Origin of the sequence: Gemmobacter fulvus (assembly GCF_018798885.1) — a bacterium.
GTDB classification, from domain to species: Bacteria; Pseudomonadota; Alphaproteobacteria; order Rhodobacterales; family Rhodobacteraceae; genus Gemmobacter; species Gemmobacter fulvus.
In genome coordinates this window covers 3344001-3365114 of sequence record NZ_CP076361.1, presented here as the reverse complement: position 1 = coordinate 3365114, position 21114 = coordinate 3344001, and the positions used below count along the sequence as shown (strand labels likewise).

Below are 21114 nucleotides of genomic sequence, written 5' to 3'. Positions count from 1 at the left end.
TCAGGCGCGCGCAGCCGCGCGCTGCGCATGAATCAGCCAGATGCCCGAGCCGACCACCAGCGCCGAGCCGACCCAGATGTGCAGCCCCGTCACCTCGCCAAACAGGCTGCGGCCAAGAATAACCATCCAGATGAACTGCACATTGGCCAGCTGCATCACCACATAGGCGGGCAGCATCCGCAGAATCACCACCATCAGCCAGCGCGTGCCGATCAGGAACAGCGTATAGGCCAGCAGCAGCCCCACATCGGCCAGCGCCATCGGCTTCCAAACCAGTGGCAGGAACAGCGCCCCGCCAATCATGCAGGCCATCTGCGCATAGAACACCTGCGCCATGGAATGGGTATGGCTGCGGCAGATCCGTCGTGACAGCACGATGGAGGCAGAGCCGGTCGCACTGGCCGCCAGGCCGATCCAGTGGCCCACGCCGATAGCGGTCAGCCCTTCGGGGAACAGAAAGATCATGCCCGTCAGGCCGAAACACAGCGCAAGCCAGACGGCCCCCGGCACGGGCTCGCGCAGCACAAGGGCGGCGAACAGCGCGCCCAGTACCGGCATGATGGCGATGAACAGAAAGACTTCGGCAAAGGGCAGATAACGCAGCGCATAGAAAAAGCAGGTCGTGCTGACCGCGCCCAGAACTGAACGCAACGCCAGCAGGCCCGGGCTGCCGGTGGAGAGGATCCGCTCCTTTTGCCCGCTCATTGCGGCAATCAGGCCAAGCGTCACCGCGATCAGCCCCGACAGGGCCATCAGCTGCGGTGCGGCATAGCTGGTGATCAGATCCTTGGCGATGGCATCGGCACTGACCGACACAAGCGTGTTGAACAGCGTCAGCCCCGCCCCGATGACGGCGGCGCGCTGGATCACGGTGCGTCCGGTCAGAGCCGCTGTCATGCGCCGATCCTCACCAGCTTTGTGGGCTCTGCAAAGGGCTGCGCGCTGCGGGCGAAATGGGCGAAGAAGGCCTCGAAGCCGGGCGATCCCTCGGCCCCGGCATCGGCCACCGCCACTGCGGCCGCCGAGAGGCGCGGCGCGCAGGCCGACCGCATCGCCGCCCAATCCGCACGCCGATCCGATCCCAGGGCCAGCAGGGCCTGAGACCATTCGCGCAGCGGAGAGATCAGGGGGCGGGGCAAAATGAATCGCATGGGGCCTGCATAAAATATATCGCCAAAGGCGGTGTCCCCAATAGTTTCCAACAACCACTGATTGACAAGAAAATTATGATAGGCGTCGGCGGAATCTGAACATGACGCTACGTCAATCTTGAAGCTGCGCGCCTCGCGCCGCAGCAGATCGAGCCAGAGCGGCGGCAACGGCTGGCCGCAATAGCGCAGCGCCAGACAGACCTCGGCCAGCAGATCGCCGTCCTGATCCAGATGCGCCAGCGCGCCGCACATCTGCAACGATGTCAGCGCCGCTGCGGGCAGATCCAGCGGGCGGCGGCCATAGTGGCTCAGATAAAAGATGGCGTGCAGCATGTCATAGGCCGCGCGCGGATTGGGCACGGCAAAGGTGGCGGGCCGCGACATGAAACGGATCAGCCGGTCATCCAGCCCGTCATCCGCCGCCGTCTGACCCGCGCGGCCCAGCAGATAGCGGGTCTCGGCGCGTTGCAGATCGTTCACCTCGATCTCGGGCCAGCCCTGCGCCACGATCCAGGCGGCCAGCGCCTCGGACTTGCGCCCCGGATAGCCCAAAGCCTCCAGCGACTGCGTGACGCTCAGCAACATGCGGTAATATTGCGGATAAAAGCCGATCTGCGCCTCGATCCCTTCATAGAAGGGCTGATAGACGGCCAGCGCGAGTTCTGGCAGGCGGCGGCCCGTGGCCACAAGAATGTTCAGAACCTCGGCATTTTCCTTCAGCCAGAACGCATCTCCCAGATGCCGGCGGTGATGCGCGAAACAGGCCAGCAGCGGGGCAAGGCCGCCCTGCCCCGACGCACCGCGCGACTGGGCGGCATGATGTGCAAAGCGAACCACATTCGACATGATGAATTTCCCGGCCCGGCCCGTGTCGCAAAAGCCCCCCTCCGGCACCGGGCAAGGACGGTGGAGGGGGGCCTTGGGGCAGGATCAGTTGGAGGTCGGCATCAGCGCCACACCGGCACCGCCCAGCATGTCATCGGTCTTGATGTTGGAGGTCGGCATCAGCGAAACCGCCCCGCCCGACAGCATGTCATCAGCCTTGATGTTCGAGGTCGGCATCAGCGAAACCGCGCCACCCGACATCATGTCGCTGCCTTCGATGTTCGAGGTCGGCATCAGATCGCTGCCCAGACCCATGCTCATATCGGAAACAATGGCGGTCTCGAGAGCGGCAGAAACTTTGCGAAGTGCGGTCATGATAGATCCCCGTGGTTGAGCAATTTTGCCCCTCCACGCTTGCGCTATATGATTGTTTTTTCAATCATATTTACATCCACAAGTTGTGCTTGTGCTTATCCACATCGCCTCTGACCGACAAGCCTGTGGGTTGATTAACCTAAACGCGTTTGGAAACAATTATCCACAATCTGCACGATACAAAACTATCCACAGCCCTTGGTCAGATGATGATTCGCAAAGGTTAACAAAGTCTTAACAAACGCCCATCCTCGGGCTGTTTGCGGATTGCCGCTCACCGCCCTTGCCTCGCTTCCGCTGCCGCGCGATAGAGGGGGCAGCCCGCCCATTTCGGGTGGCCGGCAGCCGGAGGAGCCATGAAACTCGCCACCTTCAACATCAATGGCATCAAGGCCCGGATCGAGGCGCTGCCCAGCTGGCTGGAAAGCGCGCGCCCGGATGTCGTGACACTTCAGGAAATCAAATCGATCGACGAAAGCTTCCCGCGCGAGATGTTCGAGGATTTGGGCTATCGGGTGGAAACCCATGGCCAGAAGGGCTTCAACGGCGTGGCGATCCTGTCGCGTCTGCCGCTGGAAGATGTGACGCGCGGCCTGCCCGGCGATGACGGCGATGAACAATCGCGCTGGATCGAGGCGACCGTAATCGGACCGGCCCGTGCGGTGCGGCTGTGCGGTCTTTATCTGCCCAATGGCAACCCGGTCAGCTTTGATGCCGACGGACGGCCCGAGGCCACCGGCAAATATGGCTACAAGCTGGGCTGGATGGAGAGGATGCGCCACCGCGCCGCCGATCTGCTGGCGCTGGAAGAGCCGGTGGTTCTGGCGGGGGATTACAACATCATCCCGCAGGCCGAGGATGCGGCAAAACCCGAGGCTTGGCGGCAGGACGCGCTGTTCCTGCCCGAAAGCCGCGCGGCGTTCCGCCGGATCCTGCATCTGGGCTATACCGAGGCATTCCGCGCGCGTGACCAAAGCCCCGGCCAGTATTCTTTCTGGGATTATCAGGCCGGTGCGTGGGAACGGAACAACGGCATCCGCATTGATCACTTGCTGCTTTCGCCGCAAGCCGCCGATCTGCTGCGCGATGCAGGGATCGACCGGGATGTGCGCGCGGGCGAGAAACCTTCAGACCATGTGCCGGTCTGGGTCATGCTCGACGCCTGACCCATCCGGCTGAAAGGCCGCCATGACGACAGACCAGATGCTGATCTTTGCCATCCTCGCTGCGGTCATAGCGATGTTTCTCTGGGGGCGCTGGCGGCATGACATGGTGGCGCTGGCCGGGTTGATCGCGGTGGTTCTGGCCGGGCTGGTGCCGGTGAACGAGGCCTTTGCGGGCTTTGGCCACCCGGCCGTGATCACAGTCGCCTGCGTGCTGGTACTGAGCCGGGGCTTGCAGGTCACCGGGGCGGTGGATGTGCTGGCGCGCTGGGTGCTGCCCGCGCAGGGCGGGCCGGGGCTGATGCTGGCGGTCCTGTGTGGCCTTGGCGCGTTCCTGTCGTCTTTCATGAACAATGTCGGAGCCTTGGCGCTGCTGATGCCCTTGGCCCTGCAACTCGCCCCGCGCATCGGCTTGACCCCGGGGCGGGTGTTGATGCCGCTGGCCTTCGCCACGGTTCTGGGCGGCACCATCACGCTGATCGGCACGCCGCCCAACCTGATCATTGCCGGATTCCGCGAGCGCACCGGGGCAGCACCCTTTGGCATGTTCGATTTCACCCCGGCGGGACTTGCCGTGACCGTGGCGGGCATCGCTTTCATCGCGCTGATCGGCTGGCGGCTGGTGCCCGCGCGCGAGGGCACCAGCGCCGAGGCGTTTGACACCGGGGCCTATATGACCGAGCTGCGGGTGGCAGATGGGGCCAAGGCGGTGGGTCTGACGCTGACCGATCTGGAAACCGCGCTGCACGATGCGGGCGCGCAGATCGTAGCGCTGGAACGGCGCGGCACCTATCTCTCCGCGCCGCGCCCCAGCCGGGTGATCGAGCCGGGCGATGTGCTGGTGATCGAGGCGGATGTGACCGCCCTGATCGAGGTCGCCACGCCGCTGGGCCTGCAGATCGCCGTCAAGGCCCCCGAGGCCGAAGGTGCCGAGAAGCTGCGCACCCCCGCCGAAATCGTGCTGCGCGAATATGTGGTGCGACCCGACAGCGCGATTGCGGGGTCCACCCCCGCCGATCTGGCGCTGCGGTCGCGCTACGGGCTGAACCTGCTGGCGGTTTCGCGCGGTGGCACGCGGGCGGCGACGCGGCTGCGCGCCTGGCGCATCCGGTCGGGCGATGTGTTGCTGCTGCAAGGCAGCGTCGAGGCGCTGGCGGTGTTTACCCAGGATGCGGGTTTCGTGCCGCTGGCCCCGCGCGATCTGCGCCTGCCCGATCCGCGCAAGGCGCTGGCGGCGACCCTGGTGATGGGCGGCGCGGTGGCGCTGGCGGCGTTCAACATCCTCGCGCCCGAACTGGCCTTTGCCTGCGGCCTGCTGGCGACGATGGCGCTGCGCACCGTGCCGCTGCGCGACATCTACGATTCGGTCGATTGGCCGGTGATCGTGCTGCTGGCAGCGATGATGCCGGTGGCGGCAGCAATGGAAACCACGGGTGCAGCCGAGGTTCTGGCCGATGCGCTGATGGATTGGGTGGCGCGCGGCAATGCCGTGCTGGCGCTGGCGCTGATCCTGACGGTGACCATGTTCCTGTCAGACGTGATGAACAATGCGGCGACGGCGGCGGTGATGTGCCCGATTGCGCTGGGGGCCGCCGCGAGCCTCGGCGTCAATGCCGATGCCTTTCTGATGGCTGTGGCGATTGGCGCGTCCTGTTCCTTCCTGACACCGATCGGGCATCAGAACAACACGCTGATCCTTGGCCCCGGCGGGTTCCGCTTTGGCGATTACTGGCAGCTTGGCCTGCCGCTGGAGCTGATTGCGCTGGTCGTGGGCGTGCCGGTGATCCTCTGGGCCTTTCCGCTTTAACGCCGGGTGCTGGTGGTGGCGTCAAAGCCATGCAGCCAGTCGAACTTGGCCAGCGGCGCTGCCGGGGCCAGACGGCTGGCCAGCCGCAGCCCCAGATGCGCCACCTCGCGCAGCGGGCTGCGCAGGTGATAGTTGCGCGCATTGCCATTGGCTGCCGCCACGATCCGGCGGCACCGTGGCGCGCGTGTCGCCTGATACAGCGCCAGCGCCTCGCCGGTGATGCCGCGGGCGGCGAAGAGATCCGCCAGAATGAAGGCATCCTCCAGCGCCATATTCGCGCCCTGCGCCAGAAACGGCAGCGTCGGATGTGCCGCGTCGCCCAGAATGGCCACCGCCCCTTCGGGCAGCATCCGCCCCCACATGCGTGCCACCGGATGCCGGAACAGGCCCCAGAGCCAGACATCCTCGGCCTGATCCAGCCAGCCGCGCACCCTTGGATTGAAACCTTCAAAGGCCAGACGCAGGCTCAGTGGGTCATCGCGCGTGTTCCAACCCTCTTCGACCCAGCGGTTGCGCTCTTCCACCGCCACGATGTTGCGTAAGCTGCCACCGCGCAGCGGATAGCTGACCAGATGCCGACCCGGCCCCATATGCACCTCGGCCACGGCAGGTGCGCCCGGCTCTGCCGGAATCACTGTGCGCCAGGCCACCTGCCGGGTGAAGAACGGCGCCACCATGCCATTCAGCGCGCCGCGCAGCCGCGAATGCAGGCCATCTGCGCCGATCAGCACCGAAGGGGTCATCTGGGCCCCCTGTGCCGTCACAAGGCGCGGGCGCGGGCCGGAAAGGTCAATCTGGGTCACCTGATGCAACAGCCGGATCTGCACCCCGGCATCGCGCGCGCCCTTGGCAAGCAGCGCAATCAGATCGGCGCGGTGGGTCAGATACCAGCCCATATCGGGGCGCAGCCGCGCCAGATCCATGCGCAGCACCAGATCGCCTTCCAGCCCGTCGCGCAGTTCCACTGCGGTCGAGCGGATCGAGGCCGCCTCCAGCGCGCCGCGCAGGCCCAGACCGCGCAGCACCGCCGCGCCGTTCGGTGTGATCTGCAACCCGGCCCCCACCTCGCGGATCGCCTCGGCCTGTTCCAGCACCGTGACCTCGGCCCCTTTCAGCGCCAGCGCCCGCGCGACGGCCAGCCCGGCCACCCCCGCCCCCAGAACCGTGATCTCCGCCCCGTTCAGCTGCATCCTGCCTCCGCATATGAAAACGCCGGACCTGAGGCCCGGCGTATCCTTCCTTCGGCATCCTGCGCAAGCGGGAAGCCCGGGGTCAATCGTCGCGGTGAACCTTCTCGCGGCGTTCGTGCTTTTCCTGCGCTTCCAGCGTCATGATTGCAATCGGGCGCGCATCCAGCCGTTTCAGGCTGATCGGCTCGCCGGTCATCTCGCAATATCCGTATTCGCCGTTCTCGATGCGGCGCAGGGCCGCGTCGATCTTGCTGACCAGTTTGCGTTGACGATCGCGCGTCCGCAGTTCCAGCGCGCGGTCGGTTTCCTCGCTGGCGCGGTCGGCCAGGTCGGGCACGTTGCGCGCACTGTCTTGCAGGTTGTCAATCGTCTCTGCGCTCTGGCTGAGAAGCTCATGTTTCCACACGAGCAGCTTGCGCCGGAAGTATTCCAGCTGCCGGTCATTCATGAACGGCTCATCCTCCGCGGGGCGATAGTCGTCGGGGAGAAAGACCTCTGCCTTCATCGCTGCACTCTCCAAATAGGCGGACGGCGCCGACGTGGGCCGATCGTGGCGCGTCTGGTGGCGCCCTCCTACCGGAAGCTGCAACCATTGTCACTAGCAGTTGCGACGATTTCCTGTCGCCGTTAGGCTGCGGCGCGCGCATAGCCCCAAGTATCGGACGAGACATGACATTCACTTCAACCTCCAGTTACATCGCCTCGGAAGATCTGGCCATTGCGGTCAATGCGGCGGTGGCGCTGCAACGCCCGTTGCTGGTGAAGGGCGAACCGGGCACCGGCAAGACCGAACTCGCGCGGCAGGTCGCGGCCAGCCTTGGGATGCCGATGATCGAGTGGAACATCAAATCCACCACCAAGGCCCAGCAGGGGCTGTATGAATATGATGCGGTCAGCCGGTTGCGCGACAGCCAGCTGGGTGATGCCCGCGTCAACGATGTGAAAAACTACATCCGCAAGGGCAAGCTGTGGCAGGCTTTCGAGGCCGATGCCCGTGTGGTTCTGCTGATCGACGAAATCGACAAGGCGGATATCGAGTTTCCCAACGATCTGTTGCAGGAACTCGACCGGATGGAGTTTCACGTCTATGAAACCGGCGAAACCATCGCCGCCCGGCACCGGCCCGTGGTCATCATCACCTCGAACAATGAAAAAGAGCTGCCCGACGCCTTTCTGCGCCGCTGCTTCTTCCACTACATCCGCTTCCCCGATCCCGAGACCATGCGCGCGATTGTCGATGTGCATTTCCCCGGCATCAAGGAGGCTTTGCTGACCACAGCACTGACGCAGTTCTACGAGATCCGCGAAACGCCGGGCCTGAAGAAAAAACCCTCCACCTCCGAGGTGCTGGACTGGCTGAAGCTGCTGCTGGCCGAAGATCTGTCGCCCGAGGATCTGAAGCGCGATGGCAAGACCAGCCTGCCCAAACTTCACGGGGCCCTGCTCAAGAATGAACAGGATGTGCATCTGTTTGAGCGGCTCGCCTTTCTGGCGCGTGGGCGCGGCTGAGAGGCCAAACAGGGTGCCGCAGCGTCAGGTGGCCCCGGTTTCCAGCACACAGACAATCAGGGCAAGGCCAAGGCTGTGGATACTTTAACATCCCCCGCCAAGTCCTTGCCCCAAGACACAGAATCGCCACAGAGATTCGGGCGGGCCTGCCCTGAATTGGCCACACTTCCGCCACAATGCACTCACGAAACCCCATGATTCCGCAATGATCTGAAACATTGCGTGATACAGCCATCGCAAATCTGGCGCAAATGCGGCGCGGCACCGCGATGGGTGGTGCGGCCCGGAACTTTCAGATTCCCAAAGATTGACACATCAGGGCCGTGAAACCGACACTCGCCCTACGTTCTTTGAACCTGTCGAAGAACGACACCAATCATAAGGGCAGGACGCCACAGGAATGAACCGGATCGGGCCAAACCCGATGCGCCCCGACGGGGTGTATCGTGCCACAGGATGCGACACCGCTGCGGTGCCGCCTCTGGCCCTGTGCCGCCGTGACCGCCTGCCCGTGATTGGTGCCGCAAGGATCCCGCTGCTGGGGTCTGTGCGGCACAACAGCTTCCGGCCTGCCGCCGGAAGTCAGGCCGCCGCGATGCGCGGCGTATCGGCGGGGGCCGATACGTCCTGCACCCGGGCGGCACACCGGCGCTGCAAGGCAATGGCCCGATCCGTGTCTCTGGGGGAGCACGCCGGGCAGATCATTGTCAGAGGCACCGGGGATCACGGCGCAGGGCTGCGCGATGCGGGGGCATCGCGGGGCCATGGGCTGCGGTTCGATCTTGCGCCCTGCAAGGGCCGGCGTGGTCTGCTCCGCCGGCCTTTGCGGACCCTTTCACACTGCATACACGGGGCTGCCAACCCATGCGCATTGCTGCACTTCTTGCTGTCGCCACCCTGACGGCCTGCGCGCCGACCTATCACGCGACGCAGAACGCCGACGTTTCGATGACCCGCCCGCGCGAGCAAACCGCCGCGCCGGGGCTTGCGGTGACGCAGGCCTTCGTGGCCACAACGCCCAGCCGGGTGAGCCGCAGCAATGCCGAGATCGCGCAGGATTTCCTCGATCTGGAATTCCGCATGGAAAGCGGGCGCGCCCTGCCCGTCCTGACCCGGTTTGAAGGCCCGATCACCGTGGCCCTTGCCGGGCAGGTGCCCGGCTCTGCCCCGGCCGATCTGGCCCGGCTGATCACCCGGTTCCGCAACGAGGCCGGTCTGGATGTGCGGCAAACCGCGTCTCAGGCCAATATCACCGTGGAATTCCTGCCGCGCCGGGTGATTCAGGGCACCCATGCCAATGTCGCCTGCTTTGTCGCCCCGCGTGTGTCCTCGTGGGAGGAATACAGATCGGCGCGCGGCACCGGCACGCTCGATTGGACCACCCTGCGCCAGCGCGACCGCGTGGCGATCTTCGCCCCCGCCGATTCCAGCCCGCAAGAGGTGCGTGACTGTCTGCACGAAGAAATCGCGCAGGCGATGGGGCCGCTGAACGACCTGTATCAACTGCCCGACAGCGTGTTCAACGACGACAACTTTCACACCGTGCTGACCGGCTTCGACATGCTGGTGCTGAAACTGCATTACTCGCCTGCTCTGCGCAGCGGCATGACGCAGGCCGAAGTGGCCGCGGTTCTGCCGGGGCTGCTGGCGAAGATGAACCCCGCACCGGCCACCGGGCGCAGCCACAATGGCGGGCGCACACCGCAGGCCTGGAGCACGGCGATGGAAAGCGCGCTGGGGCCACGCGGTTCTGCCGGGGCGCGGCGCGCGGCGGCACAAACCGCGCTGGCCATTGCCCATGCGCAGGGCTGGAAAGACAGCCGCCTTGCCTTTTCCTGGTTCGCCGTCGGACGGCTGAACATCGGGAACGACCCGCTCGCCGCGACCAAGGCCTTTTCCGAAGCGGCGCGCATCTATCGCGGCTTGCCCGGCGCGCAGATCCATGCCGCGCATGTGGATATGCAGCTTTCGGCGCTCGCGCTCAGCCAGGGCCGCCCCGATCAGGCCATCGCCTTTGCCGACCGCGCGCTGCCGGTGGTGAAACAAGCGCAGAATGCCTCGCTTCTGGCGACCCTGATGCTGCTCAAGGCAGAGGCCAAAGGCGCGCAAGGCGATGCGGCGGGGGCAAAATCCCTGCGGCTCGACAGTCAGGGCTGGGCGCGCTATGGCTTCGGTTCGGATGCGGTGACGCGGGCCCGGATGCGCGACATCTCGGCGCTGGTGCCCTCGGGCTTGCGTCTGGCATTGAACGGATGAGGGTGGCCCCTGCCGCCCGGCAGGAGGCAGAATGATCGTCATCGGTGGCGCCGTGATCGGCGCAATCCTTGGGGCAATGGTGGCGAAACGCCATGGCGGGCGCGGGCTGGACATGGCGCAATATGCCGTGGGTTTTGCCATCGCCCTTGCCCTGCTGGGCCTGTTTGCAACGATCTTCCTCGAAAGACTGCTGTAACCGCGATGTTCCTGCCGTTTTTCGAGTCTCTCAGGCGCAATGGGGTTCCGGTCTCGCTTCGGGAATATCTCGCCTTTCTCGAAGGCATGGCGGCGGGGCTGGTCACCTATGATGCCGAAGGGTTCTATTACCTTGCCCGCACGGTGATGGTGAAGGACGAACGCCATCTGGACAGGTTCGACCGCGCCTTCGCCGAAGCCTTCAAGGGGCTGGAGGCGATCAGCACCGATCAGGTGCTGGAAGCGATCGACATCCCGAAAGACTGGCTGGAAAAGCTGGCCGAAAAATACCTGACCCCGGAAGAAAAGGCGCAGATCGAGGCGCTGGGGGGCTTTGACAAGCTGATGGAAACCCTGAAGCAGCGGCTGGCCGACCAGAAGGCCCGCCATCAGGGCGGCAACAAATGGATCGGCACGGCAGGCACCTCGCCGTTCGGGGCCTATGGATACAACCCCGAGGGCGTGCGCATCGGCCAGGACCAAAGCCGCCACCAACGCGCGGTCAAGGTCTGGGACAAGCGCGAGTTCCGCAATCTGGACGACCGTGTCGAGCTGGGCACCCGCAACATCAAGGTCGCCCTGCGCCGCCTGCGCAAATGGGCGCGCGACGGCGCTGCCGAAGAGCTGGATCTGGATGGCACCATTCGCGCCACCGCCGATCACGGCTATCTTGATGTGCAGACCCGGCCCGAGCGGCGCAACGCCGTCAAGGTGCTGCTGTTTCTGGATGTCGGCGGCTCGATGGATCCCTACGTCAAGGTGATGGAAGAGCTGTTCAGCGCCGCCCGCGCCGAATTCAAACATCTGATCCCGTTCTATTTCCACAATTGCCTTTATGAAGGCCTGTGGAAAGACAATGCCCGCCGCTGGGATGCGCAGACCCCGACATGGGAGGTTCTGCGCAGTTACGGCCATGATTACAAAGCGATTTTCGTAGGCGATGCGGCGATGTCACCCTATGAGGTGCTGCATCCGGGCGGGGCCAGCGAACATTGGAATGCGGAATCCGGGCAGGTCTGGCTGAACCGCGCCTGCCAGCAATGGCCGCATCACCTGTGGATCAACCCCGCGCCCGAGGCCTATTGGCAGCACACCCATTCCACCCGCCTGATCCGCGAGATTTTCGGCGGGGCCATGGTGCCGATGACGCTGGAGGGCATCAGCCGGGGCATCAAGGCGCTGCGCTGACCCCAGCGGCTGCGACGACCGGGATTGACGCCAGTGGCGGCGCGCCCATATCTGGGCCATGACCACCCTCATTCCTGTCTTCATGGCGATTGCCTATGCCTTTGCGATGTATCGCATCTCGGTCTGGCGCAGCGCCAAGACCCTGAACGAAAACTCGCATCCGCTGCGCGAGCCGGAAATCACCGCCATGGCGCAAAGACTGGCCCGCGCGCTGGATCTGACCAGCATTCAGGTGCATGTCTATGCGGTGGATCCGGTCAACGGTCTTGCCGCCCCCGATGGCCGCATCTTTCTGACCGAAGGCTTCCTGCGCAAATACCGCGCGGGCGAGGTGACGGCGGCAGAACTGGCCAGCGTGATCGCGCATGAGCTGGGTCATGTGGCGCTTGGCCATACCCGGCGGCGCATGATTGACGTCACCGGCGCCAATGCGGTGTTCATGATGGCCTCGGCGCTGCTGTCGCGGTTCCTGCCGATCATCGGCATCTGGCTGGCCAATCTTCTGTCCACCGCGCTGATGGCCCGCATTTCGCGCAAGGATGAATTCGAGGCGGATGCCTATGCCTCGGCCCTGCTGGTCAAGGCCGGGATCGGCACCGCCGCGCAGAAATCGCTGTTCCGCAAGCTGGATGCGCTGGTGGGGCATCGCGGCACCACCGCGCCGGAATGGCTGCTCAGCCACCCCAGGACGCCTGACCGCATCGCCGCGATTGAAGCGAACGAGGCGCGCTGGAATCTGGGCTGACCGGCGGGTTACAGCCCGGCCGCGCCGATGGCCTTGGCAAAGCGGTTCAGCTTCACCCGTTTCAGCAGGGCCTTGCGCGACACTGGCCCGCCCGACATGCGTTCGGCCACCGCCTGCACATCTGCCACAACCTGTTCCACCTCGGCCGGGTGATGCGACCACAGCTGCCACAGAAACCCGTCGGGGTCGCGGCGCTGCACGCCTTCGGCGGCCAGAACATGGCCCGGAAAATCGCTGGCGTTGAAGGTTATGATCGCATCTGCCCCGCTGGAAATCGCCACGGCCAGCACATGCAGGTCATTGGGGTCGGGCAGCACCAGCCGCGACTCGATATTGGGCTGGGCCCGTTGCAGCGCCCGGGGAAAGGCGCTGCGCATCAGGGTTGCATCGCGTTCGGCCTGCTGCACCGCCTCGGGGCCAAGCCGCGCCACCGCGCGAGTCCATTCGCCCAGAATGCGGTCGGACCAGACGGGTTCATAGAGCCCGCGCGCCGCCACCCCCAGCAGGATATCCCGCAAGACCGAGGGGAACAGCACACAGGCATCCAGAACCGCGCGCATGTCAGTCGAGCCGGAACACCAGCGATTTCAGATACCCGCTTTCGGCCAGTTGCGGCAGCAGCGGATGGTCGGGCCCGGCAAAGCCGGTATGGATCAGCTGCCCGCGCCGCCCGCCCCTGCCAATGCCGCGCCCGCAGGCATTGCGGAAAGCGCTCAGATCCGCCGCATGGGAGCACGAGCACAGCACGATATACCCCCCCGGTGCCACCAGAGGGGCGGCCAGCCGCGCAATCCGCTCATAGGCGCGCAAACCCGCCTCCAGCGCCGGTTTCGCAGGCGCAAAGGCAGGCGGGTCGCAGATCACCAGATCAAAGCGCGCGCCTTCGGTGCCAAGCGCCTCCAGCACCTCGAAGGCGTCACCTTGCCGGGTGCTGAAGCGATCCGCCACGCCCGAGGCTTCGGCCCCCTTGGTGGCCAGCGCCAGCGCCGGGGCCGAGGCATCGACCGCCAGTGCCGAGGTCGCCCCGCCGGCCAAGGCCGCCAGCGCAAACCCGCCCACATGGCTGAACATATCCAGCACCGTGGCACCGCGCGCGAGGCTGGCCGCAAAGGCATGGTTCGGGCGCTGATCGAAGAACAGCCCGGTTTTCTGCCCGCCCAGCACATCGGCCATATAGGTGGCGCCGTTCATCAGCACCGGAATCGGCGCGTCGATGCCGCCCACCAGCACCGCCGTTTCCTCGACCAGCCCTTCCAGACTGCGCGAGCGGCCCGTGCCGTTCTTGATCACCGTGGACACCCCCGTCACCTCGCGCAGCGCCGCGACCAGCGCCTCCAGATGCGCCTCGGCCCAGGCCGCATTGGGCTGCACCACCGCCACATCACCAAAGCGGTCAATCACCACGCCGGGCAGACCATCGGCCTCGGCATGGACCAGCCGGTAAAACGGCTGCGCAAACAGCCGCGCCCGCATGTCCAGCGCGCGGGTCAGCCGCCGTGCAAACCAAGCGGCGTCGATCACCGCCTCGGGGTCGCGGTCCAGCACCCGGCAGATGATCTTCGATTTGCCATTGACCGTCACCAGGCCCAGCGGGCGGCGGTCGCCATCTTCCAGCACCGCCAGCGCCCCGGGGGCCAGCGCCTGCGTGCGCCGATCCGTCACCAGCTCGTCCGCATAGACCCAAGGGAAGCCATGGCGGATCGCCCGCGCCTCGGCCTTGGGTTTCAGGCGCACCACGGGGCGGGTGTAGGCTGGGGTCTGGTTTGCGTCGGTCATAGGCTCACATGCGAAAAAGGGGGGCGCGATGCCCCCCTCTATCCCGAACCGGCCCGTGGTGAAAGCCCGGTCAGTAAATCGAGCGCCAGCCCGCAATCTCGGGCGCGGCATTGCGCGATACCAGCGCCATGCCCTCGGGCACCTGCGACGGATCGGTCAGCGGCAAGGTCTTGGGCACCGACAGCTCGGTGCGGATCACCTGCGCCAGATGTTCGACGATGACCACCCGCATGGTGCGCCCGGCCTGTTCCTCGGCGATGGCGCGCGCCCCGCCCGAGCCTTTCACATCGGCCACCACCTGACGCGGCCCGTCGATCACTTGCCCCGTCGCCACATCGCGCAGCGTCAGCGTGAACTTGATCGAATGCACCCCGCCCACGGTGTAGCGGGTCTTTTCGGTCAGCGAATGGAAGCGCGTCACTTCGACATCCAGCGCCACCGGACGGCCCGATGCCATGCCCTGCGTTCCGACAGCCAGCCCTTCCTGAACGATGGCGCGCACCTGCGCATGACGATCGCCCCGCGCCTCGCCCCGCCAGACGATATCGGCCAGCGGATAGAACATATTGGCTTCCGACACCCGCAGATCGCGCGGCACCGCAACGCGCACGGCCTGCACGTCATATTGCGGCACCAGGGCCACCGGCCCGCTTTTGGTGGCCACGGACAGCGCACTGTCCGGCACCGCATTGCGCGAGACCATGCTGCCACCGGCACAGGCCGAAAGCCCGAACGCCAGTCCCAGCAGCACCAGAATTTTCATTGCCTGTTTCATGTCACCCTCCGGGAAAATCCCGCTCTCGATGATGTGACCATGACGGCGGATCATGGCTGAAATGGGATAAACCGGGGTCAACACCGGGGTATTGCTGGGGCTTTCAGGCTCTGGCGCTGCCACAGACGGCCTCGGGGCCGGGGCGCTTCGGAATTGACCTTCCGCCCCTCAGGCGTCAAACTGGCCAGAGGGAAAGAGACGGCCTTGATGGGCTGCGGGGTTGTTAGCGCTAACAAGTTCTGCTACACCAATGCAAAGCCGCCTCAACGGGAGCAAGCCATGACGCTCAACGCCACCATCGCCCGTGTGACAGACCGTATCCGCGCCAGATCCGAAGGACCGCGGGGCGAATATCTCGCCCGGATGCGCGCAGCCGCACAGCAAGGCCCGGCACGCGCGCATCTGGCCTGCGGCAATCAGGCCCATGCCTATGCCGCCATGGGCACCGACAAGGCCGCTCTGGCCGAGGCGCGCCTGCCCAATATCGGCATTGTCACCGCCTATAATGACATGCTGTCGGCGCACCAGCCCTATGAAGATTATCCCCGCCTGATCCGCGAGGCCGCCCGCCGCGCCGGGGCCACCGCCCAGGTGGCCGGGGGCGTGCCCGCCATGTGCGATGGCGTCACCCAGGGACAGGCCGGGATGGAGCTTTCGCTGTTTTCGCGCGACGTGATCGCGCTGGCGGCAGGGGTCTCGCTGTCACACAACACCTTTGACGCGGCGGTATTCCTTGGCGTCTGCGACAAGATCGTGCCGGGCCTAATCATCGCGGCGGCCACCTTCTCGCATCTGCCCGCCGTCTTCGTGCCCGCAGGCCCGATGACCTCCGGCCTGCCGAATGACGAAAAGGGCAAGATCCGCCAGAAATTCGCCACCGGCGAAGTGGGGCGCGAGGCGCTGATGGCCGCCGAAATGGCCAGCTATCACGGGCCGGGCACCTGCACTTTCTACGGCACTGCGAATACCAACCAGATGCTGATGGAATTCATGGGCCTGCACCTGCCCGGCTCCAGCTTTGTCAATCCCGGCACGCCGCTGCGCGAGGCGCTGACCCTCGCCGCCGTGGAACGTGCTGCCCAGATCACCGCACAGGGAAATGACTTCCGCCCGGTGGGCGAGGTGCTGGACGAACGCGCCTTCGTGAACGGGCTTGTCGGGCTGATGGCCACCGGCGGCTCCACCAATCTGGTGCTGCACCTGCCTGCCATGGCCCGGGCCGCAGGCGTGATCCTCGATCTGGAGGATTTTGCCGATATTTCCGATGTGGTGCCGCTGATGGCCAAGGTCTATCCGAACGGGCTGGCCGATGTGAACCATTTCCACGCCGCCGGCGGCCTTGGCTACATGATCGGCCAATTGCTCGATGCCGGGCTGCTGCACCCCGATGCCAAGACCATCGCAGGCGACGACATGCGCCATTACCGGCAGGAACCGAAGCTGCGCGACGGCAAGCTGGTGTGGGAGGATGGCGCGGCAGACACGCTCAATGACCGCATCCTGCGCCCTGCCAGCGCCCCCTTCGCCGCCACCGGCGGGCTGAAACAGCTGACCGGAAACCTCGGGCGCGGCGTCATCAAGGTCTCGGCGGTTGCCGCTGACCGCCATGTGATCGAAGCCCCCGCCCGAATCTTCCACGATCAGGAAGATGTGAAGCGTGCCTTCAAGGCGGGCGAGTTTACTTCGGATGTGGTGGTAGTTGTGCGCTTCCAGGGGCCCCGCGCCAATGGCATGCCAGAACTGCACTCGCTGACTCCGACGTTGTCGGTGCTGCAGGATCGTGGCCTGCGGGTGGCGCTGGTCACCGATGGCCGCATGTCAGGCGCCTCGGGCAAGGTGCCCGCCGCCATCCATGTCAGCCCCGAAGCCGCCATGGGCGGCCCGCTGGCCCGGCTGCGCGACGGCGATCTGGTCCGCCTTGATGCTGATGCAGGCACACTGACCGTGCTGGCCGAAGACTTCGACAGCCGCGACCCTGTGCGCGCCGACCTGTCAGCCAATGCCCATGGCACGGGGCGCGAGCTGTTCGAGGCCTTCCGCCGCAATGTCGGCAATGCCACCGAAGGCGCCGCCGTGGTCGTGTAGTCGCTCAAACCCTGCGGGGCGCGAGCTTTGAGTTTTCTTGCCTTCGGCGAGGATATTTTAACCAAGATGAAAGGGTTTCGGGGGAATATGGGGTGCGGTACAGGCGGGGACGCCGATGATCGCCCAAGGTGAAAGCACCCTGTCTCCCCCGGATGGCACAGCCAATGGCCCGAGGCAGGGTGCCGACCCTCCGCTTTCCTTTAATCTTGGTTAAAATATCCCCGCCGGAGGCTCCGCATTCACCCCCCGTGCCTGACGCCGGGATCAAGGAGCCGATATGACCCCGCAACAAGCCTCTGCCAAAGCCGCCGAAATCTGCCGCCTCGCCCCTGTGGTGCCGGTTCTGGTGATCGACGATCTTGCCTTTGCCCGACCCCTGGCCGAGGCACTGGTGGCAGGCGGGCTGCCTGCGTTGGAAGTGACGCTGCGCACCCCGGTTGCGCTTGATGTGATCCGCGCCATGGCCGAGGTTCCGGGCGGTGTGGTCGGCGCGGGCACCTTGCTGACCCCTGCCGATGTGAAGGCGGCAAAGGCGGCGGGTGCGGTGTTTGGTGTCGCGCCGGGGGCCACCGACCGGCTGCTTGACGCCTGTGAGGAGTATGACCTGCCGTTGCTGGCCGGGGCCGCGACCTCCTCCGAGGTGATGGCGCTGCTGGAGCGTGGCTATACCGTGCAGAAGTTCTTTCCGGCCGAGGCCAATGGCGGCGCACCGGCGTTGAAGGCCATTGGCGCGCCGCTGCCGCAGGTCAGCTTTTGCCCGACGGGGGGGATCAGCCTTGCCAATGCACGGGATTACCTCAGCCTGTCCAATGTGCTGTGCGTCGGCGGCTCGTGGGTTGCGCCCAAGGGCTTGATGGAGAGAGGCGACTGGGCGGGCATCACCGCCCTGGCTGCCGAAGCCGCCGCCCTGCCGCGTTAATCCGGCCTGGCCGTCATGCGCCCGGCGCGCCCGCCCCGGCGGCGCGGTGTGTCGGGGGCTGTGAGTGCCGCGCGCAGAACCTCGGTCATCGGATGGTCTTCGCGCCCGGGGCCATAATGGGCGATCAGCGTGGCCAGCGCCGCCGACGTTGCAGCGGCCATTGGCAGGCTCAGCGCCCAGTCGATGAAAATGGACCGGCATTCCCCGGCGCTGATCCCCTCGATCGCATAGCTTTCGCGCACCAGCCCTTTGGGGTCCGCCTGATCAAGCTGCATTGCCGCCCTTCTCTTCCAATCGCGCCTCTATCACGGCGGCGGCGGCCTGCACCGCCGCTGCCAGCCGCGCCGACAGTTCCGCACCATCCGCCGCGCCGGTTTCGCGCACCAGAAAGGCCCGGCCCCCCTCGCCCAGCCTGTCCAGCTCCAGCTCCCGCTCGGTCAACAGCCGCGTGCCTGCCTGCACCCGCCAGAGCAGCCTGTAGGCATCCAGCAGAACCGTCTCGTCGGAAACCGACAGAAAACCGCTCTTTACCCCCGCGCGCAGCTGTTGTTCCACCCGCCGCGCCGGATCGGCGGCGCGCAGGGTCGCGGTCTGCGCCAGCAATTCGATGTCCATCAACCGGCCCGCGCCGTTCTTCGCCTCCCAGGCACCCGAGGGCGGTTTGGCCAGTTGCAGCCGCGCCCGCATCTCGGCCACATTGCGCAGAACCTCCGTCCCGCCGGCCTTGGCGGCCAGCACCTCGCGCCGCACCCGCTCCACATCAGCGGCCAGCGACGGCTCTCCGGCCAGCACCCGCGCACGGGTCAGGGCAAGATGTTCCCAGGTCCAGGCCTCATCCATCTGATAGGCGCGGAAGCTTTCAACCGAGGTGGCCACCGGCCCCTGCCGCCCCGACGGGCGCAGCCGCATGTCCACCTCGTAAAGCCGTCCTTCGGCCATCTGCGCCGTCAGCGCCGTCACCATGGCCTGGGTCAGCCGCGCGTAATAGGGGCGGGCGGCCAGCGGGCGCGGCCCTTCGCTCATCTCCACCCCTGCCGCGTCATAGATCACGATCAGATCCAGATCCGACCCGGCGTTGAGCCGCCCTGCCCCCAGAGAGCCCATGCTGAGCGCGACCGCCCCGCGCCCCGGCACCGGGCCATGTTTGCGGGCGAATTCGGCGCAGACCACCGGCCACAGTGCCGAGACCGCCGCCTCGGCCAGATCGGCATAGCTTTTTCCGGCCTCGAACGCGTCGGTCAGCCCGCGCAGGTGATGCACGCCGACGCGGAAATGCCATTCCTTCAACCAGCGCCGGGCGGTATCCAGCTTGCGTTCGTAATCAGGCACGTCGGCCAGTGCCGCCGCCAGCCCGGCGCGCAATGGCACGGTACCGGGCCAGCCTTCCCAGAACGAGCCGCCGATCACCGCATCCAGCACGCTGGCATTGCGGCTGAGGTATTTGGCCAGCGCCGGTGTGGTGCCCGCGATGTCGATGATGAGGTCGATCAGCACCGGGTTCGCCTCGAACAGCGAGAACAATTGCACCCCGGCGGGAAGCCCGGCCAGAAAGCCGTCCAGCGCCAGCAGCGCCTCGTCCGGGTTGGCGGCCTTCTGCAAGGCGCGCAGCAGCGCCGGGCGCAGGCGTTTGAAGATCTGCACCGCGCGTTCGGAGCGCAGGGCCGGGTAATTGCGCCAGCCCTCGACGATGCCCCGCGCGGTATCGGACAGCTCTGGCCCTTCTTCGGCCTGCCCCGGCGCAAAGAAGCCTTCGGCCAGCGCATCCGTCCGCTCCAGCCGCGCCTTCAGATCGGCGCGAAAGCGCGTCACATCCGTCTCGCCGCAGAAATAGGCGATCCGCGCAATACCTTCGGCGCTTTGCGGCATGTCATGGGTCTGCGCATCCGCCACCATCTGCAAACGATGCTCGATCTCGCGGTGTGCGCGGTAGAGGCCGGTCAGATCTTCGGCCACATCGCCCGGCACCCAGCCCTTTGCCGCAAGCGCCGCCAGACTGCCGACCGTGGTGCGGTCGCGCAGATCCGGGTCGCGGCCACCTGCGATCAACTGCCGGGTCTGGGTGAAGAACTCGATCTCGCGGATGCCGCCCACGCCCAGCTTCATGTTATGGCCTTCAAGGCTGATCGGGCCGTGCAGGCGGCGATGGTCGCGGATGCGCAGCCGCATGTCATGTGCATCCTGAATCGCGGCGAAATCCAGATGTTTGCGCCAGACAAACGGCACCAGCGCCCGCAGGAACCGCGCGCCCGCCGCCAGATCCCCGCCCGCAGGCCGCGCCTTGATGTAAGCCGCGCGTTCCCATGTGCGGCCCTGCGCCTCGTAATAGGCCTCGGCCGCCGCCATCGAGATGCAGACCGGCGTCACCGCCGCATCGGGGCGCAGGCGCAGATCGGTGCGGAACACATAGCCTTCGCCGGTGATATCCGACAGCAGCCCCGCCATCTTGCGTGTGACACGGATAAACCCGGCCCGCGCCTCTTGCCAGTCGGCCCCGTAGCGATCCTGATCGAACAGGCAGATCAGGTCGATGTCGGAGGAATAGTTCAGCTCGCCCGCGCCGCCCTTGCCCATCGCCAGCGCCACCATGCCGCCCGCCGTTTCGGCATCCTCGGCGGTCTGGCCGGGCAATTTGCCGCGCCGGATTTCTTCGGCCACCAGCCGCTTCAGGCTCAGATCCACCGCCCGGTCGGCCAGCGCCGACAGCGCGCCGGTCACCGCCTCCAGCGGCCAGACGCCGCCCAGATCGGCAAGCCCGGTCAGCAGCGCCACGCGCCGTTTGGCCTGCCGCAGACCGCTGCCCAGCAGATCCAGCGCCAAAGGCTCCAGCCCGGCCAGCACCTCGGCAAGGGCGGTTTCGGGGGCGACGGACAGCGCCGCGCGCAGCCACTCTGCCTCGCGCTGCATCAGCCCTTTCAGATAGGGCGAACAGCCCGCAGTCCCGCTCAGCAGCGCGCGCAGCTCGGGCGAAAGGTCGGAAAATCCGGCCACGCCATCCGTCCCGGCGGCGGTGTCAAAGGCGATGGGGGAACGGCTGAGGCGGGAGGCAAACGGCGCATATGTCATGGCGCGACCATGGCCCGGCCATGCGGCAGCCGTCAACGCCCTCGCAAGCCGCAGCTCCATCTTCCTTTTGCCCGGTCAACCGATTACCCAGA

General features: G+C 66.0%; 19 protein-coding genes. 9 read left to right on the top strand and 10 right to left on the bottom strand.

Annotation, left to right across the window (positions count from 1 at the left end; translation table 11 throughout):
* From KM031_RS16310 to KM031_RS16300, 3 genes are all read right to left on the bottom strand, one after another.
* Nucleotides 1–897, bottom strand: a complete 897-nt coding sequence (locus KM031_RS16310) for a DMT family transporter (protein ID WP_215504403.1) — start codon at nucleotides 895–897, stop codon at nucleotides 1–3.
* Complete coding sequence (locus tag KM031_RS16305; protein ID WP_215504404.1) at nucleotides 894–1997, bottom strand: DUF6902 family protein; 1104 nt, start codon at nucleotides 1995–1997, stop codon at nucleotides 894–896. The genes KM031_RS16310 and KM031_RS16305 overlap by 4 nt, the downstream gene beginning before the upstream one ends.
* Nucleotides 1998–2081: 84 nt before the next feature.
* Nucleotides 2082–2351, bottom strand: coding sequence for a hypothetical protein (locus KM031_RS16300; protein WP_215504405.1), 270 nt, complete (start codon nucleotides 2349–2351; stop codon nucleotides 2082–2084).
* 356 nt (nucleotides 2352–2707) lie between these two features.
* On the opposite strand from KM031_RS16300, the gene xth reads away from it, so the two are divergent.
* The gene (gene xth, locus KM031_RS16295) at nucleotides 2708–3517 is read left to right on the top strand and encodes an exodeoxyribonuclease III (protein ID WP_215504406.1); all 810 of its coding nucleotides are present in this window, start codon (nucleotides 2708–2710) and stop codon (nucleotides 3515–3517) included.
* A 22-nt stretch (nucleotides 3518–3539) separates the two neighbouring features.
* Nucleotides 3540–5321, top strand: a complete 1782-nt coding sequence (locus KM031_RS16290) for an SLC13 family permease (protein ID WP_215504407.1) — start codon at nucleotides 3540–3542, stop codon at nucleotides 5319–5321.
* Here KM031_RS16290 and KM031_RS16285 read toward each other — a convergent pair.
* A complete protein-coding gene (locus KM031_RS16285; protein WP_215504408.1) occupies nucleotides 5318–6511 on the bottom strand; it encodes an FAD-dependent monooxygenase in 1194 nt (397 codons plus the stop codon). The two genes, KM031_RS16290 and KM031_RS16285, sit on opposite strands and share 4 nt — an antisense overlap.
* An 82-nt stretch (nucleotides 6512–6593) precedes the next feature.
* Complete coding sequence (dksA, locus tag KM031_RS16280) at nucleotides 6594–7016, bottom strand: RNA polymerase-binding protein DksA (RefSeq protein ID WP_215504594.1); 423 nt, start codon at nucleotides 7014–7016, stop codon at nucleotides 6594–6596.
* A gap of 164 nt (nucleotides 7017–7180) precedes the next feature.
* Here dksA and KM031_RS16275 point away from each other — a divergent pair, with 164 nt between their 5' ends.
* The 5 genes from KM031_RS16275 (at nucleotide 7181) to KM031_RS16255 (ending at nucleotide 12404) form a co-directional block, all read left to right on the top strand.
* Nucleotides 7181–8020, top strand: a complete 840-nt coding sequence (locus tag KM031_RS16275; protein WP_215504409.1) for an AAA family ATPase — start codon at nucleotides 7181–7183, stop codon at nucleotides 8018–8020.
* Nucleotides 8021–8884: 864 nt separating this feature from the next.
* Entirely contained in the window at nucleotides 8885–10276 is a 1392-nt protein-coding gene (locus KM031_RS16270; protein ID WP_246566904.1) for a DUF2927 domain-containing protein, read from the top strand.
* A gap of 31 nt (nucleotides 10277–10307) precedes the next feature.
* Nucleotides 10308–10472 carry a hypothetical protein gene (locus tag KM031_RS16265; protein ID WP_215504410.1) on the top strand — a complete coding sequence of 55 codons (165 nt, stop codon included), beginning with the start codon at nucleotides 10308–10310 and terminating at the stop codon, nucleotides 10470–10472.
* 5 nt (nucleotides 10473–10477) lie between these two features.
* Nucleotides 10478–11659 (top strand): vWA domain-containing protein, encoded by a 1182-nt coding sequence (locus KM031_RS16260; RefSeq protein WP_215504411.1) that lies wholly within the window; start codon nucleotides 10478–10480, stop codon nucleotides 11657–11659.
* Nucleotides 11660–11717: 58 nt separating this feature from the next.
* Nucleotides 11718–12404 (top strand): M48 family metallopeptidase, encoded by a 687-nt coding sequence (locus tag KM031_RS16255; protein ID WP_215504412.1) that lies wholly within the window; start codon nucleotides 11718–11720, stop codon nucleotides 12402–12404.
* Nucleotides 12405–12412: 8 nt separating this feature from the next.
* Here KM031_RS16255 and KM031_RS16250 read toward each other — a convergent pair whose 3' ends face one another.
* The 3 genes from KM031_RS16250 to KM031_RS16240 form a co-directional block, all read right to left on the bottom strand.
* Nucleotides 12413–12964 carry an RSP_2648 family PIN domain-containing protein gene (locus KM031_RS16250; RefSeq protein WP_215504413.1) on the bottom strand — a complete coding sequence of 184 codons (552 nt, stop codon included), beginning with the start codon at nucleotides 12962–12964 and terminating at the stop codon, nucleotides 12413–12415.
* Between the two features lies 1 nt (nucleotide 12965).
* Entirely contained in the window at nucleotides 12966–14180 is a 1215-nt protein-coding gene (locus KM031_RS16245) for an RSP_2647 family RNA methyltransferase (RefSeq protein ID WP_215504414.1), read from the bottom strand.
* 70 nt (nucleotides 14181–14250) lie between these two features.
* Nucleotides 14251–14955: a DUF6778 family protein gene (locus KM031_RS16240; protein WP_215504415.1), complete on the bottom strand. Its 705-nt coding sequence runs from the start codon at nucleotides 14953–14955 to the stop codon at nucleotides 14251–14253.
* A gap of 279 nt (nucleotides 14956–15234) precedes the next feature.
* Here KM031_RS16240 and edd point away from each other — a divergent pair, with 279 nt between their 5' ends.
* Nucleotides 15235–17040 (top strand): phosphogluconate dehydratase, encoded by a 1806-nt coding sequence (gene edd, locus KM031_RS16235; RefSeq protein WP_215504416.1) that lies wholly within the window; start codon nucleotides 15235–15237, stop codon nucleotides 17038–17040.
* Between the two features lie 277 nt (nucleotides 17041–17317).
* Nucleotides 17318–17959 (top strand): bifunctional 4-hydroxy-2-oxoglutarate aldolase/2-dehydro-3-deoxy-phosphogluconate aldolase, encoded by a 642-nt coding sequence (gene eda, locus KM031_RS16230; protein WP_215504417.1) that lies wholly within the window; start codon nucleotides 17318–17320, stop codon nucleotides 17957–17959.
* On the opposite strand, the gene KM031_RS16225 is transcribed toward eda, so the two are convergent.
* On the bottom strand, nucleotides 17956–18234 hold the full coding sequence (locus KM031_RS16225) for a hypothetical protein (protein WP_215504418.1): 279 nt from the start codon (nucleotides 18232–18234) through the stop codon (nucleotides 17956–17958). The two genes, eda and KM031_RS16225, sit on opposite strands and share 4 nt — an antisense overlap.
* Nucleotides 18224–21022 carry a [protein-PII] uridylyltransferase family protein gene (locus KM031_RS16220; protein ID WP_215504419.1) on the bottom strand — a complete coding sequence of 933 codons (2799 nt, stop codon included), beginning with the start codon at nucleotides 21020–21022 and terminating at the stop codon, nucleotides 18224–18226. The genes KM031_RS16225 and KM031_RS16220 overlap by 11 nt, the downstream gene beginning before the upstream one ends.
* Between the last annotated feature and the right edge of the window lie 92 nt (nucleotides 21023–21114).